The sequence below is a fragment of the Affinundibacterium flavidum genome (assembly GCF_014284175.1).
Classification (GTDB): Bacteria; Pseudomonadota; Gammaproteobacteria; order Burkholderiales; family Burkholderiaceae_D; genus Undibacterium; species Undibacterium flavidum.
In genome coordinates this window covers 22,655-47,926 of sequence record NZ_JACOGA010000002.1, presented here as the reverse complement: position 1 = coordinate 47,926, position 25,272 = coordinate 22,655, and the positions used below count along the sequence as shown (strand labels likewise).

At 45.7% G+C, this 25,272-nt stretch carries 16 protein-coding genes and 1 tRNA gene; 13 read left to right on the top strand and 4 right to left on the bottom strand.

All coding sequences use genetic code 11. The annotated features are described in order from the left end of the window. The first annotated feature begins 576 nt into the window (after positions 1-576). A complete protein-coding gene (rpoD, locus tag H8K55_RS02080; protein WP_408057948.1) occupies positions 577-2,745 on the top strand; it encodes an RNA polymerase sigma factor RpoD in 2,169 nt (722 codons plus the stop codon). A 238-nt stretch (positions 2,746-2,983) separates the two neighbouring features. After that, positions 2,984-3,061: transfer RNA gene (locus H8K55_RS02075), tRNA-Ile, on the top strand. Between the two features lie 309 nt (positions 3,062-3,370). On the opposite strand, the gene H8K55_RS02070 is transcribed toward H8K55_RS02075, so the two are convergent. Beyond that, positions 3,371-4,312: a phytanoyl-CoA dioxygenase family protein gene (locus H8K55_RS02070; RefSeq protein WP_186940375.1), complete on the bottom strand. Its 942-nt coding sequence runs from the start codon at positions 4,310-4,312 to the stop codon at positions 3,371-3,373. 421 nt (positions 4,313-4,733) lie between these two features. On the opposite strand from H8K55_RS02070, the gene H8K55_RS02065 reads away from it, so the two are divergent. Next, complete coding sequence (locus H8K55_RS02065) at positions 4,734-6,191, top strand: DEAD/DEAH box helicase (protein ID WP_230408470.1); 1,458 nt, start codon at positions 4,734-4,736, stop codon at positions 6,189-6,191. A gap of 87 nt (positions 6,192-6,278) precedes the next feature. Here H8K55_RS02065 and gluQRS read toward each other — a convergent pair whose 3' ends face one another. Further along, positions 6,279-7,163, bottom strand: coding sequence for a tRNA glutamyl-Q(34) synthetase GluQRS (gene gluQRS / locus H8K55_RS02060; protein WP_186940373.1), 885 nt, complete (start codon positions 7,161-7,163; stop codon positions 6,279-6,281). 40 nt (positions 7,164-7,203) lie between these two features. Beyond that, positions 7,204-8,127 (bottom strand): sulfurtransferase, encoded by a 924-nt coding sequence (locus tag H8K55_RS02055; protein WP_186940372.1) that lies wholly within the window; start codon positions 8,125-8,127, stop codon positions 7,204-7,206. A 552-nt stretch (positions 8,128-8,679) separates the two neighbouring features. Between H8K55_RS02055 and H8K55_RS02050 the strand changes: the two genes are divergently transcribed. The 9 genes from H8K55_RS02050 to H8K55_RS02010 all read left to right on the top strand — a co-directional run bounded on the left by H8K55_RS02050 (position 8,680) and on the right by H8K55_RS02010 (position 21,597). Further along, entirely contained in the window at positions 8,680-10,854 is a 2,175-nt protein-coding gene (locus H8K55_RS02050; protein WP_186940371.1) for a serine/threonine-protein kinase, read from the top strand. 39 nt (positions 10,855-10,893) lie between these two features. Beyond that, positions 10,894-12,237, top strand: a complete 1,344-nt coding sequence (locus tag H8K55_RS02045) for a hypothetical protein (protein WP_186940370.1) — start codon at positions 10,894-10,896, stop codon at positions 12,235-12,237. Positions 12,238-12,332: 95 nt separating this feature from the next. Then, a complete protein-coding gene (locus H8K55_RS02040) occupies positions 12,333-12,755 on the top strand; it encodes a hypothetical protein (RefSeq protein WP_186940369.1) in 423 nt (140 codons plus the stop codon). Between the two features lie 121 nt (positions 12,756-12,876). Then, entirely contained in the window at positions 12,877-13,986 is a 1,110-nt protein-coding gene (locus H8K55_RS02035) for a phosphotransferase (RefSeq protein WP_186940368.1), read from the top strand. Then, positions 13,983-15,026, top strand: a complete 1,044-nt coding sequence (locus H8K55_RS02030) for a T3SS effector HopA1 family protein (protein ID WP_186940367.1) — start codon at positions 13,983-13,985, stop codon at positions 15,024-15,026. The genes H8K55_RS02035 and H8K55_RS02030 overlap by 4 nt, the downstream gene beginning before the upstream one ends. Beyond that, positions 15,020-16,366, top strand: a complete 1,347-nt coding sequence (locus H8K55_RS02025) for a lanthionine synthetase LanC family protein (RefSeq protein ID WP_186940366.1) — start codon at positions 15,020-15,022, stop codon at positions 16,364-16,366. Before H8K55_RS02030 ends, H8K55_RS02025 begins: the two co-directional genes overlap by 7 nt. Positions 16,367-16,504: 138 nt before the next feature. Beyond that, positions 16,505-18,691 (top strand): protein kinase domain-containing protein, encoded by a 2,187-nt coding sequence (locus H8K55_RS02020; RefSeq protein ID WP_186940365.1) that lies wholly within the window; start codon positions 16,505-16,507, stop codon positions 18,689-18,691. 153 nt (positions 18,692-18,844) lie between these two features. Beyond that, positions 18,845-21,034, top strand: a complete 2,190-nt coding sequence (locus H8K55_RS02015; RefSeq protein ID WP_186940364.1) for a serine/threonine-protein kinase — start codon at positions 18,845-18,847, stop codon at positions 21,032-21,034. Positions 21,035-21,147: 113 nt separating this feature from the next. Next, positions 21,148-21,597: an acyl-CoA thioesterase gene (locus H8K55_RS02010; RefSeq protein WP_186940363.1), complete on the top strand. Its 450-nt coding sequence runs from the start codon at positions 21,148-21,150 to the stop codon at positions 21,595-21,597. 137 nt (positions 21,598-21,734) lie between these two features. Here H8K55_RS02010 and H8K55_RS02005 read toward each other — a convergent pair whose 3' ends face one another. Continuing rightward, positions 21,735-23,333, bottom strand: a complete 1,599-nt coding sequence (locus tag H8K55_RS02005; protein ID WP_186940362.1) for a sigma 54-interacting transcriptional regulator — start codon at positions 23,331-23,333, stop codon at positions 21,735-21,737. Between the two features lie 383 nt (positions 23,334-23,716). Here H8K55_RS02005 and H8K55_RS02000 point away from each other — a divergent pair, with 383 nt between their 5' ends. After that, positions 23,717-25,129, top strand: coding sequence for an NAD(P)/FAD-dependent oxidoreductase (locus H8K55_RS02000; protein WP_186940361.1), 1,413 nt, complete (start codon positions 23,717-23,719; stop codon positions 25,127-25,129). Positions 25,130-25,272 lie beyond the last annotated feature (143 nt).

Sequence of the window (25,272 nt, the reverse complement as noted above, 5' to 3'; positions counted from 1 at the left end):
GCAAAGCCAACTGGGAAAAGTGTTCCAGCAAAAGCCGCGGTAGCGAAGAAAACGGTGAAATCAGTTGCTAAAACTGCGACTAAAACAACCGTAAAATCAGTCGGCAAAAGTGCTGCTGTTGAAAAGAATCAAATCGCAACAAGTAAGTCCACTGCTACAAAATCTAAGACTGCAATTGAGGCTAGTGTGAAGCCAAAAGTCACTGAGAAAAAAGTCCTTGCGAAAGGCGCTAAACCGCCTAAAGTAGAACTGAAGCCAGCAAAATTGGCTGAGAGCAAGATTTCAAGTAAAGATGTAAAATCGACGGTCAGTAAAAAGGAAGTTGAAGTGCCAAAAACACGTGCCACAAAAAATGAACCTCAAGCGGAACCGAAGTTGAGCAAGGATGTCGAAAAGGCTGCAACGAAACAAGGGAAGCAAACTGAAACACCGTCAGCCGCAACAAAGAAAGCCTCTGTGATTACTAAAGCATCGAACGTCAGTAGCAAAGCCGAAAAGTCTGATAACGCTGAAAAAGAAGAATTAAAACCAGCAAAAAAATCGACGAAGGCGGCAAAATCCGAAAAAGCTCCAGAAGTGCAAGAGATCAAAACAGGATCTGCGCCTACTGTTAGCCAAACTACGGATGCCGCTCTGTTGGCAAGTATTGATACCTCTGGCTATGTATTGCCTGGAGTGAAGGTGCCTGGTCGTCGCGGTCGTAAGCCTAAAGAATATCAACCAGAAAATGAAGAAATGGCAGCACTCAATGCGGTAGAGCGCGCTGAGATGAAGGCGCTCGATAAAGCGAAAGCGAAAGATCGAAAAGCCAAAGAAAAAGCTTTATTGAAAGACGCTTTTTCCGCTGATCCTGAGGCTACCGCAGAGGAGTTAGAACGTCGTCGCCAACGTCTGAAAACCCTGATCAAAATGGGTAAAGATCGTGGCTACCTGACCTTCGCTGAAATCAATGATCACTTGCCAGAAAACGTCGTCGATCCAGAAGCGATTGAAGGCATCATCAGTACCTTCAATGATATGGGCGTTGCCGTCTATGAGCAGGCTCCTGATGCAGAAGCATTGCTGTTGTCAGATAATGTCGTCACCGTGGCGAGTGATGATGACGAAGTTGAGGCTGCTGCCGAAGCCGCATTGTCTACCGTTGATTCTGATTTTGGTCGCACGACCGATCCGGTTCGCATGTATATGCGTGAAATGGGTACGGTTGAGTTGTTGACGCGCGAAGGCGAAATCGTCATCGCGAAGAAAATTGAAGAAGGCCTGAAGGACATGATTCAGGCAATTTCCGCGTGCCCAACGACCATTGCAGAAATTTTAGCGCAAGCTGAACGTATCGCCAGTGATGAAATTAAAGTTGACGATATGGTTGATGGCTTGGTTGATCCAAACGCTGAAACCGAAGAAGAAAAAGCACCTATCGTCGTCGCCGAAAGTGACGAAGATGAAGAAGATGACGAAGATGAAGAAGACGAAGATGAAGAGGAAGAAGACAGCGCTGCTGTCGCCGCTGGCATCTCCGCAGAGCAATTGGAGCAATTGAAGCGCGACTCCCTCGCGAAATTTGCGACGATTTCTGAAAACTTCGACAAGATGCGTAAGTCTTTTGAAAAAGAAGGCTACAACTCTAAGAATTATATTAAAGCGCAAGAAGCAATTTCGAATGAATTATTAGGAATTCGCTTCACAGCAAAAGTTGTTGAAAAACTGTGTGACACTTTGCGTGGGCAAGTCGATGAAGTGCGTCACGTTGAGAAGCAAATTCTTGATGTGGTTGTGAATCGCTGCGGTATGCCGCGCTCACACTTCATCAAAGTTTTTCCGGGCAACGAAACCAATCTTGCATGGGTCGATGGTGAAGTGAATGCTGGGCACTCTTACAGCGCGATCTTGGGTCGTAATGTACCGACAGTGCAGCAGTTACAGCAAAAGCTGATTGACCTGCAGGCGCGTGTTGTTCTGCCATTACCTGATTTGCGTGGCATTAATAAGAAGATGTCCGCAGGTGAAATGAAAGCACGCAAAGCTAAACGTGAAATGACTGAGGCAAACTTGCGCCTGGTAATTTCTATCGCGAAAAAATACACCAATCGCGGTTTGCAATTCTTGGATTTGATCCAAGAAGGTAATATCGGTTTGATGAAGGCGGTGGATAAATTTGAATATCGTCGCGGCTATAAATTCTCAACCTATGCAACATGGTGGATTCGTCAAGCGATTACGCGCTCTATCGCGGATCAGGCGCGTACGATTCGTATTCCTGTACACATGATAGAAACGATCAATAAAATGAATCGTATTTCGCGTCAGATTTTGCAAGAAACAGGTGCAGAGCCAGATCCAGCAACTTTGGCGATCAAGATGGAAATGCCGGAAGATAAAATCCGCAAGATCATGAAAATCGCGAAAGAACCGATTTCGATGGAAACACCAATTGGTGACGACGATGATTCTCACTTAGGTGATTTTATTGAAGATAATCACACTTTGGCTCCAGCTGATGCCGCATTACATGCATCGATGCGTAATGTAGTGAAGGATGTATTGGATTCCTTAACACCGCGCGAAGCAAAAGTATTGCGTATGCGTTTTGGTGTTGAAATGTCGACCGATCATACTTTGGAAGAAGTTGGTAAGCAGTTCGACGTTACTCGCGAGCGGATACGCCAAATAGAAGCAAAAGCCTTGCGTAAGCTGCGTCACCCTTCACGTTCGGATAAGCTGAAGAGCTTCCTTGAAGGTAATTGATCAAAAGCGTGAATGCGCCAGTCGGTAGCTAACAAGCTTGTTTGTGATTGAATTTGATAAAACCGTGCAATTGAAGATTGTGCGGTTTTATTTTTTTGTGCATCTTTAAAATCGAAGTGAATCGACACTAAATAGCATGAAGAATCGCGCATTTATCCTCTGTAAGCCTTGTGTCGGTTACGTCTAATGTAATACAATGAGCGCTCATTTTCTGGGGCGCTTTGTGCTTTAGCAAATAGGGCCTCTAGCTCATGTTGGTTAGAGCAGCGGACTCATAATCCGTTGGTACCGTGTTCGACTCACGGGAGGCCCACCAAAAATACCTAATTAAAACAAGGGATTGCATTTATTTGCAGTCCCCTTTTTTTGTTTCCATGTTCTTGAACGGTGTAACGGAAGTTCAACAGGTATTGGGACGGACAGGTGGATTAAGATTGCAGGCCTATTGTAGGAATTTGGGAAGTCGTCATTCGTTTGTTGTCTTCCTCGTTTTGGAAGTTGAGTCCGACAAGAGCGTGATTAGAGTGTAGCAATAGAGTGTTATATAGTTGAAACTTCAAACGCCTTTCAATGTGACGAATCAATAATTGAAAATTGAAAGGCTGGATGGGAAATTGCAATCCACTTATTTGTGTGAATTATTCATGTGTAAAAAAGGCGTTGTATTAGGCGCTATTGCCATGGCGTTAGCGATCGCGGCAAGTTCGGGTGACAGCGGATACATGTGCTTGTATTGAAGTACTTGTTTCCCAATTAGATTCATGCGTTGTGCAAAATTGGGAATGGTGCCGGCTTGAATTAATGGCGAGTTCATAGGGGGAATATCTTTGCGTTGAAATTCAAAAGCAATACTTACACGGGCGGCTCCGCCACGCGGACTTGCGTGTGAACCCCAGTGTAAGACAGCTTGATTCCAAACGAAAAAATCACCAGGTACGGCGGGTAAAGCACGTACGTCTTGATACTCGAAACGCCAATCCTTATCGTTTGGTGTGCCATAGGTAGGATCTCTATCGGCTGGAACGACATACATACAACCATTTAAGGTGGTTGCAGCAGTTAACGGAATCCACAGAGTGACGCTTTTAGGCATGCCATCGGCTAACAATGAACCATAGCTTTTGTCACGATGTGGCTTCCAGCCGGACTCATCTTTTTGTGGATCTACATGCCACATCCAAAAATCTGGCAACATGTAGTATTCACCTCCTAGCAGCGTATTTACCACATTGCCTAGTTGGTGAGCCAGCAGCCAAAATTCCTCATAAGCCAAAGCGAATACAGGCATCAAGCCAGCGCCTTTTAACTTGACGACGACATTCACCATATCGGTCAAGGGGAGTTTCCATTGCCCGACAGATCCTTGTACATAACCTTCTTGTAAGATTAATTGGCGAATTGCGCTTTCCGATCCTGCATCCATCACCAACGGTTTAACCGCAGCATAGGGCGAGTTGCTCAAAGATAAAGACGGAGCCAGATTCTGCCACCATTCAGGACGTAAGATTGGGTTGGCGTCAACAGGATTCCCAGTCACGGAATTTTGTATCAAGGTGTCATCGTGCATTATTGTTCTTGTCCTAATATGTAAACTATTGACAGGTATCGACGTATTATAAGTGAAGTCGACTAGACTAAATACTTGAACATGCGTGATTAATAGATTATGCAATTCGTGCATTATTGAAGTGGACGTAATGTTTTTAATAAGATGCAGGTCGTCTGTCAGTGCAGCTGATGATAATTTTTGATGGCTAGTCCAATCATGGCATTTGCTGAAGAGATTGCCCTAGCAATCCATTTGAGTATTTGCTTCAAAAGTAATTTGGTGTGCGCGTGATTTCCCTTTGTTTTCAAGACTTTGCTGTGCATAGTGTTATAATGCGCGACTATTGAAATACACCCACGCCTTACTTTTGCTGACGCAACATCACGAATCCCTACACTTGATGCCGTGTTAGACGCACGGGAGGCTCACTATGCATACCATGACCGATACCCCCTTACCGACAGTCGCTGAATTAGCTGCTGATACTCTTCGCTTTGATTCCTTTGGTTTAGCGCCTGAAATTTTGCGTGCGCTGAACGATCAAGGCTATGTGCATCCGACGCCAATTCAAGCACAGGCGATTCCTGTGGTATTGCAAGGACGTGATGTGATGGGCGCGGCGCAGACAGGTACTGGCAAGACGGCGGGTTTTTCATTGCCGATTATTCAGCTCTTGATGGCACATGCGAACACCAGTGCATCGCCAGCACGTCATCCTGTGCGCGCCTTAATCTTGACGCCGACGCGCGAATTGGCGGATCAAGTCGCAGAAAATGTGAAAGCCTATTCTCGTCACACGCCTTTACGGGCGACGGTGGTGTTTGGCGGCGTTGATATGGCACCGCAGACAGCCATTTTGCGCAATGGCGTGGAGATCGTGATCGCGACACCTGGACGCCTGTTAGACCATGTGGCGCAAAAATCAGTCAATCTGTCACAGACGCAGATCTTGATTATGGACGAAGCGGATCGAATGCTGGATATGGGCTTCTTACCTGATCTGCAGCGCATCATTAATTTACTGCCTAAGCAGCGTCAAAATTTGATGTTCTCTGCAACGTTTTCGCCAGAGATCAAAAAATTATCTGCGAGCTTTTTGAATGATCCAGTGACGATAGAAGTGGCACGTAGCAATGCGACTTCAGAAAACGTCACGCAAGTTTTATACAAAGTGCAGGAAGACGAAAAGCGTGATGCGGTCGCCTTCATTATTCGTGAGCGTGGTTTAAAGCAGGTCATCGTCTTCTCTAATACTAAGATTGGTGCATCACGTGTTGCAGTCCATCTGGTCAAGCAAGGTATCAAAGCCACGGCGATTCACGGTGATAAATCGCAGCAAGAACGGATGGCAGCTTTAGAAGCCTTTAAGCGTGGCGAAGTGGAAATTCTGGTGGCTACTGACGTTGCCGCACGCGGTCTGGATATCTCTGAAATGCCATGTGTAATTAATTTTGACTTGCCGTATAACGCCGAAGATTACGTGCATCGCATAGGTCGCACTGGCCGCGCTGGTGCAAAAGGTGATGCGATTTCTTTGCATACTGATAAAGACGAGCGTCTGTTGGTCGATATCGAAAAATTGATTAAGCAAAAAATTGTACGCTTACAGTTGGCAGGATTTATTGCCACTTCTCTGCACTCTGAGCGTAAGCCAACTAGTTTTGCCGATCGCCAAGAACGCAGCCCAAGAACTTCAGATAGAACTGCCGACAGAAGCGAGCGCCCAACACGTAGTTATCAGCCACCGCGTGAAAAGGTAGATCCATGGTTCTTGAAACCTTACGAGCCTAGCGCTAGTCCCGCACCAAGTAAGCCTATGTTGAACAATGCTGCAACAGATGCCGCGAAGCCGCAAAAGAAAGCAGCTTTATTAGGTGGGTTTGTGAAAAGTAGTTAAACACAGCACAGATGCTGTGCAAGAAAAAAAGCAGAAAACAAATGTCGTTTTCTGCTTTTTTCATTTAGATGGCAATATTTTGTGAGTCTATCGTATCGCCAATTTACTAGCCCATAAGTCGGTAGCACCTGACCAAAATTCCGGGAGCGATCGCGGCATCGTAGAAAAGCTTAATCCTAAAAATTGAGCTGCGGGAATTAAGGCTTCTTGCAATAAATCATTGTCACCACGATCAAAGGCCAAAGCGCCAGTTTGCTTAGACAATTTTTCTCCTGCCTGATTCGTCACTACCGGCACATGCAAGTAACGTGGTGTGGGATAGCCTAGTAATGCTAGCAGATAAATTTGTCTAGCGCTGGAATCAAGCAAATCTGCACCGCGCACCACATCCGTGATTCCTTGCGCTGCATCGTCGACTACCACCGCTAATTGATATGCCCAAAATCCGTCGGCACGTTTTAAAACAAAATCACCGACGGCGCTACTCAAATCTTGTGTTTGGATGCCTAGCAAGCGATCTTCAAATGTGATGCAAGCCGCCACGCCATCCGGCACACGCAGGCGATAGGCGCGTGCTGCTTTGTTATTCACTATCCCTGTGCGACAAGTACCTGGATAAATCTGCGAATCAGAGAGGCCAGCACGCAAACGTGAATCGGCGATTTCTTTGCGCGAACAACTACAGGCAAACACGTGATCACCTAACTGATCGAGTGCCGTTTGATATAGTGCAGTGCGTTGACTTTGCCAGGCGACCTCTTCATCCCAATGCATGCCGCAACGCTGTAATGACTGCAAGATCGCGTGATCTGCACCCGCGATATTTCGGTCAAAGTCCACATCTTCAATGCGCACGAGCCAGCTACCGTGATGCGCTTTGGCATCCAAGTAGCTTGCCATCGCGGCCACTAGAGAACCAAAATGCAAAGGACCAGTAGGTGAGGGCGCGAAGCGACCGCGATAAGGTGACATGGCGTGATGAAGTAATCAGGCAGGCATGTTTACAACAGCTTTACTGGGATAGTGTCGCGGTGGAATGCGGTGAAGATTGAGCCGCCTCTTCGTTTGCATCTTGATCAACAGTCTCGCGCGACATCTTTTTGCAATGCGGGCAGGATTTGCCAGCGATATACCACGGTGATAATTGTTCGCGTGGTGTGACGACAGCGCGACACGCATAGCATTGGGTGGTGTCAGTTGCTTCTAATTGCGGATTTAAGGCAGTGCGATAATCGAATACAAAGCAGTCGCCATGATAATGATCGCCACCGACTTCCTCAAAGTATTTCAAAATCCCGCCTTCGAGCTGATAGACGCTTTCAAAGCCCACGTTTTGCATATGTATCGCCGCCTTTTCGCAGCGTATGCCACCGGTACAAAACGTCACGACCGTTTTGTCATTTAAGGCATCGCGATTCGCTTCGATGACAGCAGGGAATTCAGTAAACTTACTGATGCGATAATCAATCGTATTATCAAAACTACCGACATCGACTTCAAAGTCATTGCGCGTATCGACCATCACGACTGGTTTGCCATTGTCATCATGACCTTGGTCCAGCCAGCGTTTGAGAGTCTTCGCTTCGACCGCTGGTGCGCGCCCATCTTCAGGCTTAATCAAAGGCATGCGCATGGTGATGATTTCCGGTTTTATCTTTACCAGCAATTTTGTAAACGGTTGGCAATCAGAAAAACTTTCTTTAGCAATGATGTCGGCAAAACGTGGATCGCTGTGTAGCCAATCCATATACGCATCAATTTCGTGGCGCAGCCCAGCCAAAAACATATTAATCCCTTCGGGCGTCAGTAATACCGTGCCTTTGAGATTGAGCTCTTGGCACTTCGCGATAAATTCTGGGCGTTTCTCCGCAGTATCGTCGAAAGTAATAAATTTATAGGCGGAAATATTGACGTAAGGGGTAGCAGCGGCTTGCATAGGAAACTTTGTGAGGAAAAGGTGAGCTAAATAGATGAGCTGAAACTAAGCAAATGAATACATGGTTAATAGATAACTAGTCGATCATTAAGAGGACTTCAGGCGGTCTTGAATCTGAATTATGTTTGTTCGGTTTGACCGCCGTTATAGACTCAGAGGCGGTTCGCGAGGATAGCTTGATCGAGCACGATTAAGTCTTTGATTTTTCAGCATTATAAGATGAAATCATTCAATTCGTCATGATGGGAGAAGCACTTTTTGAGCGTTAGTGCTTACAACGATGTAGCTAGGCAGAGAAATACTGAGATTTTGTCAGACAGCTGAAGCGAGTCGAATGAAATTCTAGTCATAAATTTTACGTGTTAATTTAAAATTTTAATTTGTAAAAATTGTGGTTAACATGTAAAAATCTCAATTTATCTGAGATTCGATTGGAACTTTGATGGTAAAGTCGAAAACTAAGTTATAACCTAAGTTATGACTTAAGTTGCAGCCCAAGTTACACCTAAGTCACAACTCAAGCCACAAGAATAATAAGCGACAAACTTAACCATGAATTCCGCCAATTCTAAACTGCAAGCTGTGCCAGAAGGGAATGCCCCGATGCCGCAGGCGTTTAAGCACTATGAAATACGTGCTTGTCTGGATGAAAATCCCCTGGCGCCAGTTTATCAAGCTTGGGACACGAGTCTGCACAGAATGGTCGTCATTAAGCAATTGGCGAATCTCGGCAATGAATTTGAGACTCTACTCAAGCAAGCCCGCATCGCCGCAGCACTCACGCATTCTGCATTCGTCAAAATTCATGCGCTAGAAGAACACGAACAGGGCATTTATATCGTGATGGAGTTGATTAAGGGCGTTTCCTTACTCGACTGGATGCAAGAGCATCTAGGTCAAGAAAATCTGGCACTGATACACACCAAGCAAGCTGCAATGGCATTGCAGGAAGCGGATGCCGCTGGATTGATCCATGGTGATTTACAACCCGCGAATTTGATGGTGGACGCCACTGGAAAAATTCGCATTTTGAATTTGGGTTTTACGGCGCATTACAATCCCCATGCAGTGAAGAATATTGTAGAAATAGATCCGCAAGGCAGTATTGCGTATCTGGCACCCGAGCGTTTTGCTGAGCAAAGTGCAAATGCCGCAAGCGATGTTTTTGCGCTCGGTACGATCTTGTATCAGATGCTGGTTGGCGCAACGCCATTTACCAATCTGCGTGGATTAGCTTTAGTCGCAGCACAAGCGCAAACTTCTTCAGAACAATGGATGTGGCCAGATTCTATTTCGTCAGCAACGCGCGCCTTGATTTTGGACATGACCAGACGTGATGTTAGTCAGCGTTTTGATTGGCAACAGGTGCAAGACCAGTGCAAAAAACTGTCGACGAAAGAATCGTCTTCCAACAGTTTGAGTCAATCAAAAATCAATGAATTACAGACTCAGTTCGATGCGCTATCACGCCGTCGTCGTTGGCGCTATGCCATAGCGCTGGTTGGTTTGTTGGGCGTATTTGGTATCGGTATCTGGCAGGTCAAACCTAATTGGGCGCAAATTGCCAAGGCACTCAAACCGTATTCAGAATCGATAGAGTTAGAGCAAGGGATGCGAGCATTGGCGATGTACGATAAGCCGGGTAAGTTGGATGAAGCGACCGTGCATTTTAATACCGTGCTGGAGCATGATTCGAATAATGCGCGTGCGGCAGCAGGGCTTTCTATAGTTTATAACCATCGTTTTCGAGGAAGTAGTCGTGATGAAGTTTGGCGCGAGAAGGCTTTAGCTAGCTCTCAACAGGCATTGCGTTTAAACCCCGATTTGGCATTGACTCAGGTGGCATATGCCTTATCTTTGGATCCGCATCAGCAGTTTGAGATGGCAATGACAGCGGTTGCTCACGCAAAAAAATTAGAGCCGAAAAATTTGTTGGTATGGCAAACCGAAATGCGGATACTTTTATTAGCTCGTAAATATGACGAGGCTATTAGTACCGCAGATAAAGCTTTGCAGTTATTCCCTAATGACTGGTTGATATTGGTTTTGAAAGGTGTTGTTTATTTTAATCAGGCTAAATATGACATTGCAGAGCCAATTTTTAGAGCAAGCGTAAAACATAATCCTGATGTTACTTTGCCTTACAATTTTCTTGCAAAAAATTTAGATGCGATGGGTCGCAGAGTTGATTCATTACAAGTATTGCAGCAAGGTTTGCAGGTTAGATCTGATGCAACATTGTATTTGACATTAGGGCAGACCAAGTTTAGTCAGGGCGATTTTGTTGCGGCAGCAGCGGCTTTAGAAAAAGCAGCGACAATTAACCCACAAGACTATGAGATTTGGCGGTTTTTAGCGGATGCGCTGATTGAAATACCAAGTAAGCAAAATGATGCAAAGTCAGCATATTCTCGGGCACGAGAATTGCTTGAAGTGCGAATTGCGAGACGACCTAAAGATGGTTGGTTTATTGCAGTTATGGCAGTTATTGAAGTTCGATTAGGTGAAGTCGAAAAAGCAAAACGATCAATAACTAGTGCGCTTGAGTTAGCCCCCATTAATCCTGTCGTGCATTTCCAAGCGGCGAAAGTCTATGAAATTATTGGTGAAAGGGTGAATGCCCTTAGACAACTTGAAAAAGCTAAACAATTGGGTCTGGTTGAAGCTCAGATTGAGGCTGATCCATCATTTATAGGGTTGCGCAAAGATCATCGTTATTTGCATTGAGCATTTTTTTTGTTAACAGACCATGAAAATTGAATGTATATGCCTACAAACTATTATGCTAAATGTCGTTTTATCGGTTACGCGATTCCTACAGGGCCGAGTCAAGAGAAGTTAATCTTATCTAAATACTTGGTTGGCAATTATCTTGGCAATCAAGATTTGGAAGTCGATTTACAGGCTCGCATTAGCATTTTAAAAAATGCGGTCGACATAGCTAAACAAGCTTTGCCAGTAGATGAAGATGTACAGGCGGTGAATAATATTTTTTTGGCGCCTGAATTTTATTTTCATGGCGTGCTTGGGCCTTATGTGTATAGCAAAGATGAAGACGATCCGGCTCAGCGCGCGTTAGCCTTACTGGCACAAACCTTTAATGCACAGGAGTATCCAAATTGGACATTTGTGTTTGGCACGATGATTAGTGCCAAGGTTGCTGATATAGATGCCGTGTTCAAAACGCCCTCAGTGCAGATGCGTAAAAGACTGGTTGAGAGCCTCGTGCTCAATGCTGAGGCAGAGTTTGGTAATGCGCGCAGCGTCACAGAACAAATTTTGAGTTATACGCTGACTGACTTACGCGCCAATCCTGCAGTCGAAGTACGTGATCGTGCTTTGATTTTTAGTAATTTAGGATTGCAGGTGGCAGGTAAATCGCAGACGTATAGCACAATGACGTCAGAAAAATACTTTTTGTCGCCTATCGATTTCGTCTTGTTTGAAACCACCAATCAAGATGTCATCACAGAAGAAATGGTCGCTTACCCGCATATAGATTTGTCCGGCGGTGATGTGAAACAATCAGCCTACGACACCTATGCAATTTTTCAACAAAACTATGGGCAAGATAATGCGCCAGTACGTCTCACCTATGGCGTAGAAATTTGCCTTGATCATGATGATGCACGTTTGCGCAAAAATTTAGATAGTCATACTTCCGTGGACAATGCAGAAACTGGTACTGTGAATATACAATTAATACCCTCTAGCGGTTCGGCCATCGTCTTGCAAAGTGTAGTCGCAGATCGTAATGGCTTTGTGTTTAATTGTGATGGCTGGTGTGCACTGAGTGACAGTACAACTCCACAAGTGGGGAATGTTGCCGGCGTGCAGTCGGTGTACACCAATTATTTATCTGTGCAAACCGAACCACAGTATTTCGCGCATACGCAATTGGCAAGAGTGAATGTGCCTGCCAAAGGACGTGATCCTAATTTTTGCTCTGCAGATTTTCAATTTTTGAGTGCCGCTGACGTGCTTAGTATTGCCGTTGCGGAGCCAAATTTGCAGGTCGGGGTTTTTAGTGATTATTTTGCTGGTGGTGGCGGAGAAGTACATATCTATGGTGCTAAGTTGCCGTATGATTTAGAGCCTGCGCAGAATTAATGTAGTGATGATCGCTGTATCTAAGATCAATTCGTTTGTTCTTAGATACAGTGATTTTTTATTGTTGTTAATGTTGTTTTACAGGAGATATTTTGATGAATTTTTATAACTTAGCGGATTCGGTGCACGCCACAGCGAGTCCTGTATTGGAGACAGTTTTCTTGAATGGCCCCGTTACTTCTGAATCATGTACTCAAGGGTGTGAAGAAATGCCGATGTCGCCAAGCACAGGGCAAGGATGTGAGACTTCTGAGTCTTGTACTCAGGGGTGTGAAGAAATGCCAGTAGCACCAACTGCTTCAATAGATTGTCCAGGTACTTCCGAATCTTGTACCCAAGGTTGCGGAGAAATGGCAATGTCACCAATAACAGGCTATGTATGCGATATAGGTACTTCTGCTAGTTGTACTGAAGCCTGCGGACGAGAAACAACATCAGCTAACAAAAATTTCGCAGCACCACCGCAATTCCAAACTACATCATCAAGTTATCAAGCTGCACCAGAATTTTTGTGCTAATGCTTTGACCTTGCGGTGTTGGTAGGCATAACGCATAAACACCACAGACGCTTTGCAAAACCCGAAGCAAGTAATATGCTTCGGGTTTTTTATTGACATCTTTTGACTCTTCTATTTTTCTATGTTCTTAACTGCAGCAAATCTTGCGCACTATCTTACCGCCCGCGCTTATATTCAGGTCAGCGATATTGTTGATGGTCAATTTAGTGTGGTGGAGGCGGGGCAAAATAATCGAAATTTCAAAGTGCGGTGGGGAAGTCATCACGGTTGTTTTATCAAACAGGTGAAGTCATTAGAAGAGTTGCGTCGTACCTCAATACGTAGGGAAGCAACTTGTTATCGATGGGCGCAGCAATTTCCAGACTGGGCTAGATTAATACCCGCTGTCATCGATTATGATGCGGCACGCTATACCTTAATTCTGGAACTATTGCCCCATAGTCAGAATCTCCGTGAATACTATTATCAGCAGACGACTTTTTCAGAATCTATTGCCGTCTCTTTAGCTCAAGCTTTGAGCGCTTTTCATATGATAGAGCTTGATCCGCAGCCTAGTTTGCCGCTTAATAATCAAGAGCTACCAGCCTTTACAAAAAAAGTCCCTTGGATTTTTACTTATCACAAAAAATCTTATTTTGATCCTGCACATTTGAGTGGTGGTGCTGAGCAACTTGGGGTTGTGGTACGCGGCTTACCGCAATTGCAGTTGGATCTGGCGAGGTTATTTGAGATTTGGCGTTTTGAAGAAATTATTCACGCCGATATTAAATGGGACAATTGCTTGGTTTATCCAGATCAGGGCGCATTACAATTGAAAATTATTGATTGGGAAGTGGTTGATATTGGTGATGCGCGCTGGGATGTAGGATCGGTATTCCAAGCCTATTTGTCGTATTGGATTATGCGTCATTATCGCGACCTGAAACAGCAACGTCAGCAAATGGTCGATGAGACCAAGCAAAATATGCCGCAGATGTTTTCGAGTATCCAGGCATTTTGGAATAGCTATTGCTTGGCTCGTAACATTGCGGACGTGGATCGCTCCACGTACCTTACCGTTTGTTTGGAATTTGCAGCGGTGAGGATATTGCAAACCGCTTTCGAATCACTCCATTTTTGCTCTGAGATGAGCCCGCACGCGTATGCCTTGTTAGATATGAGTCAGCAAGTTTTACGTGATCCGCGCAGGGCAGCAGTGGAATTGTTTGGTTTTGCAGAGGATGCGCTATGAAACGCGATTCGATTTTACGCCAGCAACTGACGACTATTTGTCAGCGCGTGTCAATTACAAGCCCTAATGCATATGTATTTGATGGTGTTACCTATACCTTTGATGCGCCTGCAATAGCTTCTCCCGAAAAAGAAACAGAAAATACTGATGTGAATCAATTACGCGAGCATTTGAATTCCAAGTTTTACGATGAATGCTACGTCGGACATTTTCTCTCAGATGCAGATCCAGAATCGGTCGATGTTAAGTATGAAAATTTGACAAATTTATTTCATGCTGCCAATGACAACAAAGACGGTTGGGATCCGGGGTGGCGGATTTATGAGACCGGTAGCGACGGTCGCGTGTTTGTGCAGAAGGCAGATAGAAGCCGAGTCGCTATTGCAGGTGAATATTCGACCTATAAATGGCCTGGCGTTGCTCCTACTGCTGGTGATTTTGTTAGTATCCGCATGTTTGCTGGCACCACTGATGTGCAGCCAAGTTTCTTTTTTGCGTTTGGCAGAACATTGTCAGACCAGTTTGATGAGAATGCCCTTGTGCGTTTTTATTTTAATGTTGCAGCCCATGCGGCTGTCGATTTGATGGCACAAATTACTTCGACATTGAATCGTTACCATATTCCCTTTAAGTTTAAGTCTTTAGTGCAAACTAAGATGTATACGCGCGCTGACTCTGCAGTTTTGTATGTAGCAAGACGCTATTACACCTTAGTGGCATCGTTGATCATAGATATGCATAAAGGGTCAGCTATCCGTTTGCGTGAAGGAATTCCCTTGTTTACCCGTTGTTTGGTTAGCGGCGTCGGAATGGCGGAGGATTTTAAAGCCAGGACAAGTTTTGGTATGCATCGTTGTGGCTTGGTGGCAGAGGGCATAGTGCAAGCCTATCTGGCTGGTGAACGGGATGTTGAGGTGCAAGTCGACATGATAGAGCAAGTATTTCAGGCGAATGATATTTGTATTGAGAGGCCTTACCTGAATCCAAATTCAAATGATATTTTTGGACAGGCAATTTTTGACAAAGAAACACAATGGTAGAAACTACTAAATTCAGCCCTGCAAACAATCCTCTGTATCTGGAAATCGCCAATCGCCTTGGTAATCTACTGTGTCGTGATGCGGTGTGGGATCAGACGCGCTGTAACTGGTTGGGATGGGGGCAAGAGATGCACGGGCAGCGTTTGACCCCTGTGTACAAAGCTTGCGCGGCCGATTTGTATAGCGGCACCAGTGGTATCGCTTTGTTTCTGGCAGAACTATATCAATTCACGCACGACAGGCAACAACTGCGCACCATAGAAGCTGTGGTGAATCAGGCGTTGTCGGTGTATGCACGCTTGCCTGTGAATGTGCAACATGGCTTTTATGCAGGCGCTACCGGTATTGCGTTTGCTTTGATACGGATCGGTGAAATCTTGCAGCGTGATGCCTTGATAGCACGTGGTTTTTCCATGCTGAATGATTTGCGTGGCGTTCCTTTCGATGCGAAAAATATTGATGTGATTTCTGGCAGTGCCGGTGCCATTCCCGCCTTGCTGTATCTGGCTAAAAAATATCAGCGTGAAGAATTGGCAGAATTGGCGCACCTGCACGGGCGTCATTTGCTGCAATTGGCTGAGCACGACGAGCATGGTTGCTCATGGCCGACGATAGGTGGAGCTGTGCAAGCGAATTTAACAGGGCATTCACATGGCACCGCAGGCATCGCCACCGCTTTGCTGGAATTGTATAGCGTGAGCAAAGAGAAAGAATTCTTCGATTCCGCACTAGCGGCTTTACGTTATGAGCGTCATTGGTTCGATCAAGCCCAAGCGAATTGGGCAGATTTACGTCAGTTTGCACAAAGAGGGAAAACGGAACAGGGCGCGATCACCTGCAGCATGGCTTGGTGTCACGGCGCGCCGGGCATAGGTTTATCGCGTCTCAGAAACCTCCAATTATTAAATCAGACATCTGGTGCGGAAACAGTCGATACTAGCGTTACTAAAGCTATCGAAGAAGACCTAGAAGCCGCTTTGCAATCAAGCTCTGCTGCCCTGATGCAGCCTTGGTTGCCAGGCAAACTCAACTACTCTTTATGTCATGGCGCGGCGGGCAATGCAGAATTGATGATCATGGCAGCACAACAATTGCAACGCCCTACCTTAATGGAGGTTGCAGAAAAAGTCGCGCAGGATGGGCACAATTTCTATATTAAACAAGGTTTGCCCTGGCCTTGCGGAAATGGTGGTGCGGGCGATTCGCCGGGATTAATGTTAGGCACGGCAGGCATAGGCTATTTTTATTTGCGTATGTATGTGCGTACAAATTTGGGTACGAATTTGGGTACGTACAATGTGCAAAAAGTGCCATCCATTTTGTTGATTGGGGTGGAATGAGGTGTTGCTAATCGCCGCTTTCATTCCTACTTCTTAATGAAATACCGAATAGTTGTTAGCATCCGCCAATCGTCGTCCAAATTTCAGGTTAGAATCAAACGCTTGATAATCTGATCAGCGAACAGGCTGAATACACGCATGTGTGCTGCGCCGTCCCAACTCCAATTACCTGAGAATTTACAGCACTATAGAATTGATGCCTGCGTCTTGAATGCAGGTGTGCTGAGTGTTTATCAGGTTTGGGATAGTAAATTGCATCGTGCAGTGCAGATGTACATTTTTCGCCCACGCGAGGTGCATCCCTCCGGTCTGATAGCGAGCAGTGACATTAACCGGAGCGACACATATCTGCAGCAAGCGCGCAAAGCGGCCGGCCTGCAACACCCTGCTTTTATCCGTATTCATGCCTTGGAAGAATTCGACCAACAATTGGTTCTGATTACCGAAGCCGTCAGTGGTATTTCCTTGGCGGATTGGATAGGACAGCATCATGGTCAAAAAGAATTCGCACTCAAACATATGGCGCAACTTGCTGCCGCTTTACACGAAGCGCACGTCGCAGGATTGGCGCACGGCGATTTACGTTCCACTAACTTGTTGTTAGATAACGTGGGTGCTGTGCGTATTTCTAGTGTGGATTTGGTATTGCATCAACCTATGTTAGAGTCAAATCAGGGCTTGAGTGAGGATGTGTTTTCCTTGGGATTGTTGTTGTATGAAATGATGGCAGGGCGCTCGCCTGACCTCTCTAATATGTCATTGCAGGATGCAATATTTCCTTGGCATGACTGCATATCGCAGGATTTGCGTGAGCTCATTTTGGCGATGACTGATCCACAAATTAAACGACGCTTGAATTGCCAGCAGGTGATGGAGCAATGCCGGGCTTTGTTGTCGGCAGATTTTTCCTCGTCAGGTGCTGCGAATTTGAATTCGAGCAAATTGCGCTTGGAATCGCAGTTGGAAATGCAGTTAGAAATACAGTTAGAAATACAGTTAGAAATACAGTTAGAAATACAGTTAGAAATGCAACGCAAGCAGCGTCGTCGAAGGAATTTAGCCGTGACAAGTGCGCTGGTGCTTATGTTAGGGGCTGCTGGCGTATGGCAACTCAAGCCGCATTGGCCGAAAATCACGAAGTACCTGACGCCTTATTCAGAGTCACATGAGATGGCGCAGGCTGCACGTGATTTGGCGGAATACACCTACCGAACAGATGCTAAATTGCTAGATAGCGCTCAGGCGCATTTAGACAAAGTTCTTGAACGTACGCCTGATCATGCGGCCGCCGCGGCCTATATGTCGATTTTGTATTTATCGAAATATAGTGCGGAGAAGCGTGATGAAATTTGGTTTCAAAAAGCCATGGCAAGTGCGCAGCAGGCAATGGCGTTGGATGCCGAATTGGCGATTAGTCTGGTGGCGAATGCAAGAATTTTACAATGGCATCATAGGCTTGAAGAGGCACTAATAATGGTGGCGAAGGCGCGTAGCCTTGACCATGAGAACTTGTTGGCGTGGCATACGCAAGTTAGTGTTTTGTTAGAAATGCGGCGTTATTCTGAAGCGATACCTCTGGCTATGCAGGGAACGAACAAATTCTTGCTGGATCGTTATTTACTTGATTTGCAAGGCGGTATGTATTTTAGCCAAAAGAAATTTAGTGAGGCCGAGAAGGTTTTAAGAATGAGTTTGCAGAGGCAACCGGATTCGCCACTCGCCTATTCTCTATTGGCCGAAACTCTCATGAGCGAAGGCCGGGATGCCGATGCTTTACAAGTGATTCAACAAGGTTTACAGGTGCGTCCAAATGCGAATTTGTACGGCGCACTAGCCAATGCTAAATTTAGAACTGGAGATTATGTGGCCGCTGCCGACGCGTTTGCGCAGGCGGTTTCCCCCGAGCGCGGCATCGCCGGTAGTTATTTGCGGTGGTTTGAATATGCAGAATCCTTGATGTGGGTAGCGGGACGCGAGCAAGATGCCAAACGTGCCTATCAACGCGCTTTAGAGTTATTGGATCTGCGCTTGAATCGTTCGCAAGATGATGAAACGCTGCTGTCGGTGAAAAGTGTGATGATGGCGCGGATGGGCGATACTGAGCAGGCTAAGTCCTTGGCGAAACGTGCGATTGCTCGTCAATCTGAAGATCCTTACGTGCATTTTTGGTTGGCTTATGCCTTTGAGTTACTGCATAACCGAGAGCAGGCTTTGGTTGAAATGCGATTGTCCAAGCAGTTTGGATTACCGTGGCGAACGATGGAAACACATCCTGGCTTTCGACAACTGCGCGCAGATCCACGTTACGCGGACCTTAAATCTTAGAGAGTAGAGCAACTGCACATCAAGCTTGTGATTCTTGTGACTTTGCGATAGTGAAGCCTGTTGTTTCCTGAGAGTTTTAACAGTGTTTCTACAGTGAAATTCGTTTAGAATAGAGCGCGATCGCTTATTCAACAGACTTAGTATAAATTCTACATGTCAGCAAGCAAAGACAATGCCACACAACCTGAACAATTATTGCACTATCAACTAGGTAAAAGCCTGGGTGAGGGTGGGTTTGGGCATGTCTATCAAGCTTGGGATGCTAAATTGCACCGTCAGGTCGCCATCAAGTATTTAAAAAATATCGCGCCAGGCATTGACCTGATGAAAGAAGCACGTCTAGCGGCTTCGCTACAACATGCCGCGTTTGTCAAAGTGCATGCCTTGGAACAGACCGAGGAGAGTCAGGCTATCGTGATGGAACTAGTACCCGGACGCACTTTGCGACAGGTATTAGACACTCAAACGCCGAGCATTTCTCATGTGATCGATATCGTTTTACAAGTTGCCCAAGCAATGCAAGAAGCGCATGCGGCTGGATTGGTGCATGGTGATCTGAAACCATCGAATTTGATGCAAGAACCAAGCGGGATAGTGCGCATTCTTGATTTTGGCTTGGCAATTCAGGCTGATCGGGATGCGACAACATCTTTGGTGCAATCTGACCCGCAAGGTACCATCGCTTATATGGCGCCTGAGGTGCTAACGGGAGCAACTTTGCGTCCGAGTTCGGATATTTATGCGCTAGGTGTGATCTTGTATGAATTGCTGACGGGCGCGCGACCGTTTGCCAATTTGTCTGGACTGGCATTGGCTGCTGCTGTGATTCAATCAAATTCTGACCAATGGCCGTGGCCGGATCATCTCCCGCAAATATTGCGACAATTAGTGCGCGCCATGACTGCACGGCAAATTGAACGACGCATAGGAAGCATGCAAGGGGTCGCGGCACAGTGTGCGAAGATAGCCGCTATTGATGCCCCTTCACTTAATTCTGGGACCTTTAATTTGGCCGCACTCAATTTGATGTTGGCGCCATTGCCAGCGCCAATTCGCGATCGATACAATTGGCGACAAGAAATAAGAAAATGGCGACTGACCTTCTTCATATTATGTTGCATAGCAGGGGCGGGTGCAATTTGGTATTCCCAGCCATACTGGACTCAGCTACAAGCCAAGATGGAACCTTACTCGGAAGCCAAAGAAATGCAACTGGGTTTGGAAGCACTTAGTAATTTTGATCGTTTTGAAATGCTCAATCGTGCGGAACAGCATTTCGCTGAAATTTTGCGGCATTCGCCACAACATGCTGCGGCATCTGCCAGTTTGTCACTGGTGTATAGCCAGCGCTATTTGCATGACGAAAAGAATAATGCATGGCTAATGAAAGCTATTAGCTACGCCAAAGATGCTGTGAAATTCAATGATTTTCTCGCGCTTAGTCATATCGCAAACGCTAAAGTGTTGGGTTTGCAAGAACAATTTGAATCGGCTTTTGTGGATGTAGATCGCGCTTTGGCATTGGATCCGAACAGTGCGCAAGCATTGAGCGTGAAAATAGAATTATTGATCCAGGCACGTCGTTTTGAGGAAGCACTGACTCTGGCACAACAGGGAGCCAAACGATTTCCTTCGGAGCGAATTTTTGCCGATCAGTCTGGGCAGATTTATATGTTGACAGAGGCTTACCGAGCAGCGGAGGTTGCTTACGGTTTGAGCTTGCAAATGAAGCGGGATGGAACAACTGCGTATGTTGGATTGTCGAATGCGATACTCAAACAAAATCGGCTTGAAGATAGTGTGCAAGTGCTGCAAGATGGTTTGAAAATAAAACCTGGTGCTGAGTTATATGTCGCCCTCGGAAATAGTCTGGCTGGACGTGGTGATTATGTTGGGGCTGCTGGCGCCTACGAAAATGCGGTGGCAGAAGCTAACGGTAATCCTAATGATTACCTAGCGTGGGCGAAGCTAGGTGAAATGATGTCGTGGTTGCCTGGTAAAGTTGATGTGGCCAAATTAGCCTATGACAAAGCACGAATGCTGTTGCAGCCTCGACTAAGAAGTAATCCACACGTGGCGATTTTAAACGCCCGTATGGGACTATATTCCGCCAAGTTAGGGGACAATGCAGAAGCACTGATCTATGTAGAAAAATCATTAGATTTAGCGCCGAATAGTGCGGAAATTCAATTTCTCGCGGGAGTCAGTTATGAGATGATTGACATGCGTATGCAAGCGTTGGCGGCAATTGCCAAAGCCAGAGAATTTGGTTACTCCACCAAATTAATAGAAGCCGAACCTGAATTGGTGGGATTGCGGCGTGATCCTAAATATTTGCGTTAGACCATACTTGTGGCGATGCATAACTTTCCTGATTTGATTCAACAGGTCGGGAGCGAAAGCACATAATTCTCCTGCTACACTATCGATTTCTCACTGATATGTGAAGGTGTTCTATGTCAGAGCAAATCAATCCGGAAGCACAAGCGCTTCAACTACAACAGCATTTTAGTATCGTATTGCAGGTACGTGATTACGAATGTGACCAGGGTGGCGTCGTCAATAATGCCGTGTATTTCAACTATTGTGAACACGCGAGGCATGAGTTTCTTAAGACTTTGGGAATCGATTTTGCAGAATTTGCCCGACGTCAAATTAATTTCGTCGTGGTTCGCTCCGAGCTTGACTACAAAGCTTCTTTAGTTAGTGGCGATGTGTTCGAGGTGAATGTCAGCTTTGAACGCGTGTCGCGCTTGCGCTTTGTATTCCACCAAGCCATACGATTACGAGATTCGCAGAAAATAATTTGTGAAGCCAAAATATTTGGCGCCATAGTCGATGCTAACGGCCGACCATGTATGCCAGATGAAATTGCCAAATTAGTTGGTCCCGTGCCAGCAAAATGATGAGAGCCTAACTAAGTAGTGCTGAATGTTAGGGGTGAATATTGGTGTTGAGTCGATTCAAGGGTGTATATTCAGAAGGAAGTCGCAGACACTGCCTGCGACTTCCATACTTAAGTTGTTGTTGGTTCGCGTGTCGACTAAGCGATCCAGCCCAATCCTTTTAGATGTCTGCGCAAGGCTTCACTAGGTGTTTTTAGACTTGCTGCACATTGCTCAACCAGATAATTTGCTGCGTCGAGATGCTCACGGATTTCTTCCGCAGGAATTTGCTCGACACGTCGTATCTGTGAGTTTGCATCAATCAATTTATACATCGACGGGCGAGAAATTCCCAGATCGTCTGCGGCATATTGAATAGTCCAGTCATGCCTATGCATCGCCTCAATCACATCTTGTTCAGTTAAGTCGCGTAATTTCTTGCGCTCAATCGGATTAGTGATTTCATTTGCCCCCTCAGTTGCTTCACGGGACGCAGATGACGTCAATGGGACTTCGATCTTGGACGGGGGAGTAGCGCTTCCAGTGAACGAAGCTTTACGTAATTCTGCACTGGCCATGACCGTGACTTTTGGTGCTTCAACCATATTCGCTAGCTGCGGATACTCTCCCATTTGCAGTGACAAAAGTGTGCGCTTTAAGACATTGCTTAGTTGACGTATATTTCCTGGCCATTCGAAATTGAGCATGTCACTGATCAGTCCTGGAGGAATCAAACCAAGGTTCACTTGTGCAAAGTCGTTTCTTTGCGCGAGGTGGCAAATCAGTAGTCCTATATCTTCGCGTCGTGCGCGCAGTGGCGGAATGCGAATAATAAAACTTTCCAAACGACGTACCAAAGCATGATTAAAATTGGTGTGGTACAGATCTTGATCGGTTGCTGTAATCAGGCGCGCAGATGAGCGTGCATCGCGGGTTGCGCCAAGTGGCCGATATTCTCCATTTTCTAGGACGCGCAATAGCATCGGCTGCACGGTTGAAGGCGTGTTGCCAATTTCATCCAAAAAGAGTGTGGAGTTTTGTGCTTCGCTAAAGTAGCCTTCGCGGCTACTTTGGGCACCGGTGTAGGCACCTTTGCTGGCGCCAAAGAGATCTGCTGCAGCGAGAGATTCATTGAGTGCAGCCATATTCACTGAGACCATTCTTGAGGCTGAACGTTTGCTCAAGTTATGAATCGCCTGGGCAGCAACTTCTTTACCCGTCCCTGTTTCGCCGAGTAATAAAACGGTGTTGTCATTGGTCGCAGCGAGTCGTATTAAGTCGCGCGTGAAAATCGCATTGCTGCCTACTCCTAAGAAGTTATCGACGGGGTTATGTTTGGGTAAGCAACGCATCCAATGAATACATACAAAAACTGCTCGCCCTAAGGCAATGATCGTACCAAGATCAATTTGTTCGGCACTGAAATGTCGTGGCTCTCGTATTTCTTCGCCATTAATTTCTACGACCATACGGCTATTGGGCGGGCAAATCGTGATGCCATCGTGCGCATCACGCACGATGCGTAGTGGATCGCGAGAAATGCCGCTATAACCTACTGGCAATGGATCGCCATTGACCGCACTAAATGCTGGAGTGAACCGACTAAGCTCTATCGTCCCTGCTTCGGTTGTGCCGACAAATTGTTCACCGATGCGATTGGTGTCAGGATGCCAAGCAATGGTTAAGCCTAGTAATGGACGGCTATTGGTCGCAGTGAAGGCTAGAGGAGAAGTGATTGTGTAATCAGCGTTAGACATTTGTACTTAACGTAAGAAATTCGATTAAAGAATTCGATGAAAGAATCCGGCTAAAAATTCGAACAATAAAATTACGTGTAAGGAAATAATTTACACGTAATTTTGTTTTGTGTCGTGCGGTTGGTGCGAGCTCTGTTCAATTTTTTTATGGCGCCACATTGTCGCGCATTAAATTTTATTTAATTTTGTGTGAGTCTTGCGCAATTCTTCTAAGCATTTTAGCGGCATCGTAAGCATATTTCATGCCTTTACTATAAAAACGACACTTTTTTTATGTAAAGTGAAGCTGGCACGTGATTTGCAGTTGTCTATGCATATTCATTGAAATGATCGAAGAAGGTGAAGTGGTCATTCAATTTCTGCTGACAAAAAAGGCAAATGCTATGGAAGCGCAAAATAAAGATAACACACAGTTTCTGGATGTGTTGATATTGGGAGGTGGTCCTTCTGGCATCGCCGCTGGTATTGCATTGCTAAAACGTGGCGATGTTGATGTCATGATCGTCGAGCGTGGCGACTATTCCGAATATAAGTATGGTGAGTCGTTATCATCTGGCGTACGCTCTACTCTGGAATATCTCGACGTTTGGGATGACTTTGCGCAGGTTCAGAACCTGAGTCCTTATTACAGCCAAGTAAATTGGGGGGATGATGCGCAACGTCAACTAGGTTATATGTTTACACCGCATGGTACGGGTTGGAATCTTGATCGCTTAGCGTTTGACAAATTATTGGCCAATGCCTTCGTCAATCGTGGCGGAAAACTACAATGTGATAGTCAGGTGATTACCTGTGAACATCAAGCCTACCGTGGGTGGCGCGTTCTAGTAAAATCAAAAGATCAACAAATGCAGACGATTGTCTGCAAATACATTATCGATGCATCAGGTCGCCGTGGTGTGATGCGTACCAATTTGAACCTAGCATTGACTGTTTACGATCGATTGATTGGCGTTTCCTGTATTGGAAAATTGCCAGCAAATGGGGCGCCAGTCTTGGATCATCAGGTTGAGGCCTGCAAGTACGGATGGTGGCATCTTTCACCGATGCCAGATAATCAGGTCTCCGTGGTGCTGATGACAGACCCAGACATCGCACATAAGATGCAAGCATGTCATCCTGATGTTTGGCGTGGCTTGCTCAAAGAGTTGCCATTTCTAGGAAAGGCGGTTGAAGGGGCGATTTTCTCTGATCACCCACGCTCCTTCCCTTGCTTTTCATCCTATTTGAAAGATGCTGGTGGTAAAGATTGGGTGGCCGTCGGTGATGCTGTTGCTTCTTATGACCCGATTTCGTCCTCAGGAATTCCGCGCGCACTAGCGAATGGTATTCATGGGGCTTTTATGGCAGTCGATGGCTTATTTTCTAGTGGCGATTTGTTGACGACGTATTCCGATTCGATAGCACAAGATTTCAAACAATATTTGCAAACGCAATGGCAGTACTATCAACGTGAAACACGCTGGCCCGATGCCGTATTTTGGGCGCGCCGTCGCGCTGTGGTAGCGATTTCGAAAGACGCCATCGTTCATGCTACTCATTATTTCGAGCAAAAACTCACGCGAGCACCAATTCATCTGAAATCGAATGAATTACAAGACTTATGGCTGTTTTGCGAATTGGGCAAACCGGTACGCGAAATAATTGAAAAGTTTTCTCAGCGGCATCTACATTTGCCTGAACAAAAGATTTTATTGGGTTTGCAAGAATTGATAGAAACCGGCTACGTAGACATCATGGTGGAGGAGGAAGAAGACAGCATTTTCCTGAACACGGACAGGATGTTTTTTGATTGAAACATGATAAATATATTACTTAATATTATGCAACACGACTAAAGAATATGGAGTTTGGTAGCGAAAGCTATACACATTTATTTGTCTGGATTGTCCGTCACTGTGCGGCTGCATGCTGTGAATGCACTTCGTTACTAGAGTGA

Bases quoted from the DNA above. Each gene is read 5' to 3' on its own strand.
- H8K55_RS02070 (WP_186940375.1), bottom strand. From the start codon at position 4,312: ATGCACGATGACACCTTGATACAAAATTCCGTGACTGGGAATCCTGTT.
- H8K55_RS02065 (WP_230408470.1), top strand. From the start codon at position 4,734: ATGACCGATACCCCCTTACCGACAGTCGCTGAATTAGCTGCTGATACT.
- gluQRS (WP_186940373.1), bottom strand. From the start codon at position 7,163: ATGTCACCTTATCGCGGTCGCTTCGCGCCCTCACCTACTGGTCCTTTG.
- H8K55_RS02055 (WP_186940372.1), bottom strand. From the start codon at position 8,127: ATGCAAGCCGCTGCTACCCCTTACGTCAATATTTCCGCCTATAAATTT.
- H8K55_RS02050 (WP_186940371.1), top strand. From the start codon at position 8,680: ATGAATTCCGCCAATTCTAAACTGCAAGCTGTGCCAGAAGGGAATGCC.
- H8K55_RS02045 (WP_186940370.1), top strand. From the start codon at position 10,894: ATGCCTACAAACTATTATGCTAAATGTCGTTTTATCGGTTACGCGATT.
- H8K55_RS02040 (WP_186940369.1), top strand. From the start codon at position 12,333: ATGAATTTTTATAACTTAGCGGATTCGGTGCACGCCACAGCGAGTCCT.
- H8K55_RS02035 (WP_186940368.1), top strand. From the start codon at position 12,877: ATGTTCTTAACTGCAGCAAATCTTGCGCACTATCTTACCGCCCGCGCT.
- H8K55_RS02030 (WP_186940367.1), top strand. From the start codon at position 13,983: ATGAAACGCGATTCGATTTTACGCCAGCAACTGACGACTATTTGTCAG.
- H8K55_RS02025 (WP_186940366.1), top strand. From the start codon at position 15,020: ATGGTAGAAACTACTAAATTCAGCCCTGCAAACAATCCTCTGTATCTG.
- H8K55_RS02020 (WP_186940365.1), top strand. From the start codon at position 16,505: ATGTGTGCTGCGCCGTCCCAACTCCAATTACCTGAGAATTTACAGCAC.
- H8K55_RS02015 (WP_186940364.1), top strand. From the start codon at position 18,845: ATGTCAGCAAGCAAAGACAATGCCACACAACCTGAACAATTATTGCAC.
- H8K55_RS02010 (WP_186940363.1), top strand. From the start codon at position 21,148: ATGTCAGAGCAAATCAATCCGGAAGCACAAGCGCTTCAACTACAACAG.
- H8K55_RS02005 (WP_186940362.1), bottom strand. From the start codon at position 23,333: ATGTCTAACGCTGATTACACAATCACTTCTCCTCTAGCCTTCACTGCG.
- H8K55_RS02000 (WP_186940361.1), top strand. From the start codon at position 23,717: ATGGAAGCGCAAAATAAAGATAACACACAGTTTCTGGATGTGTTGATA.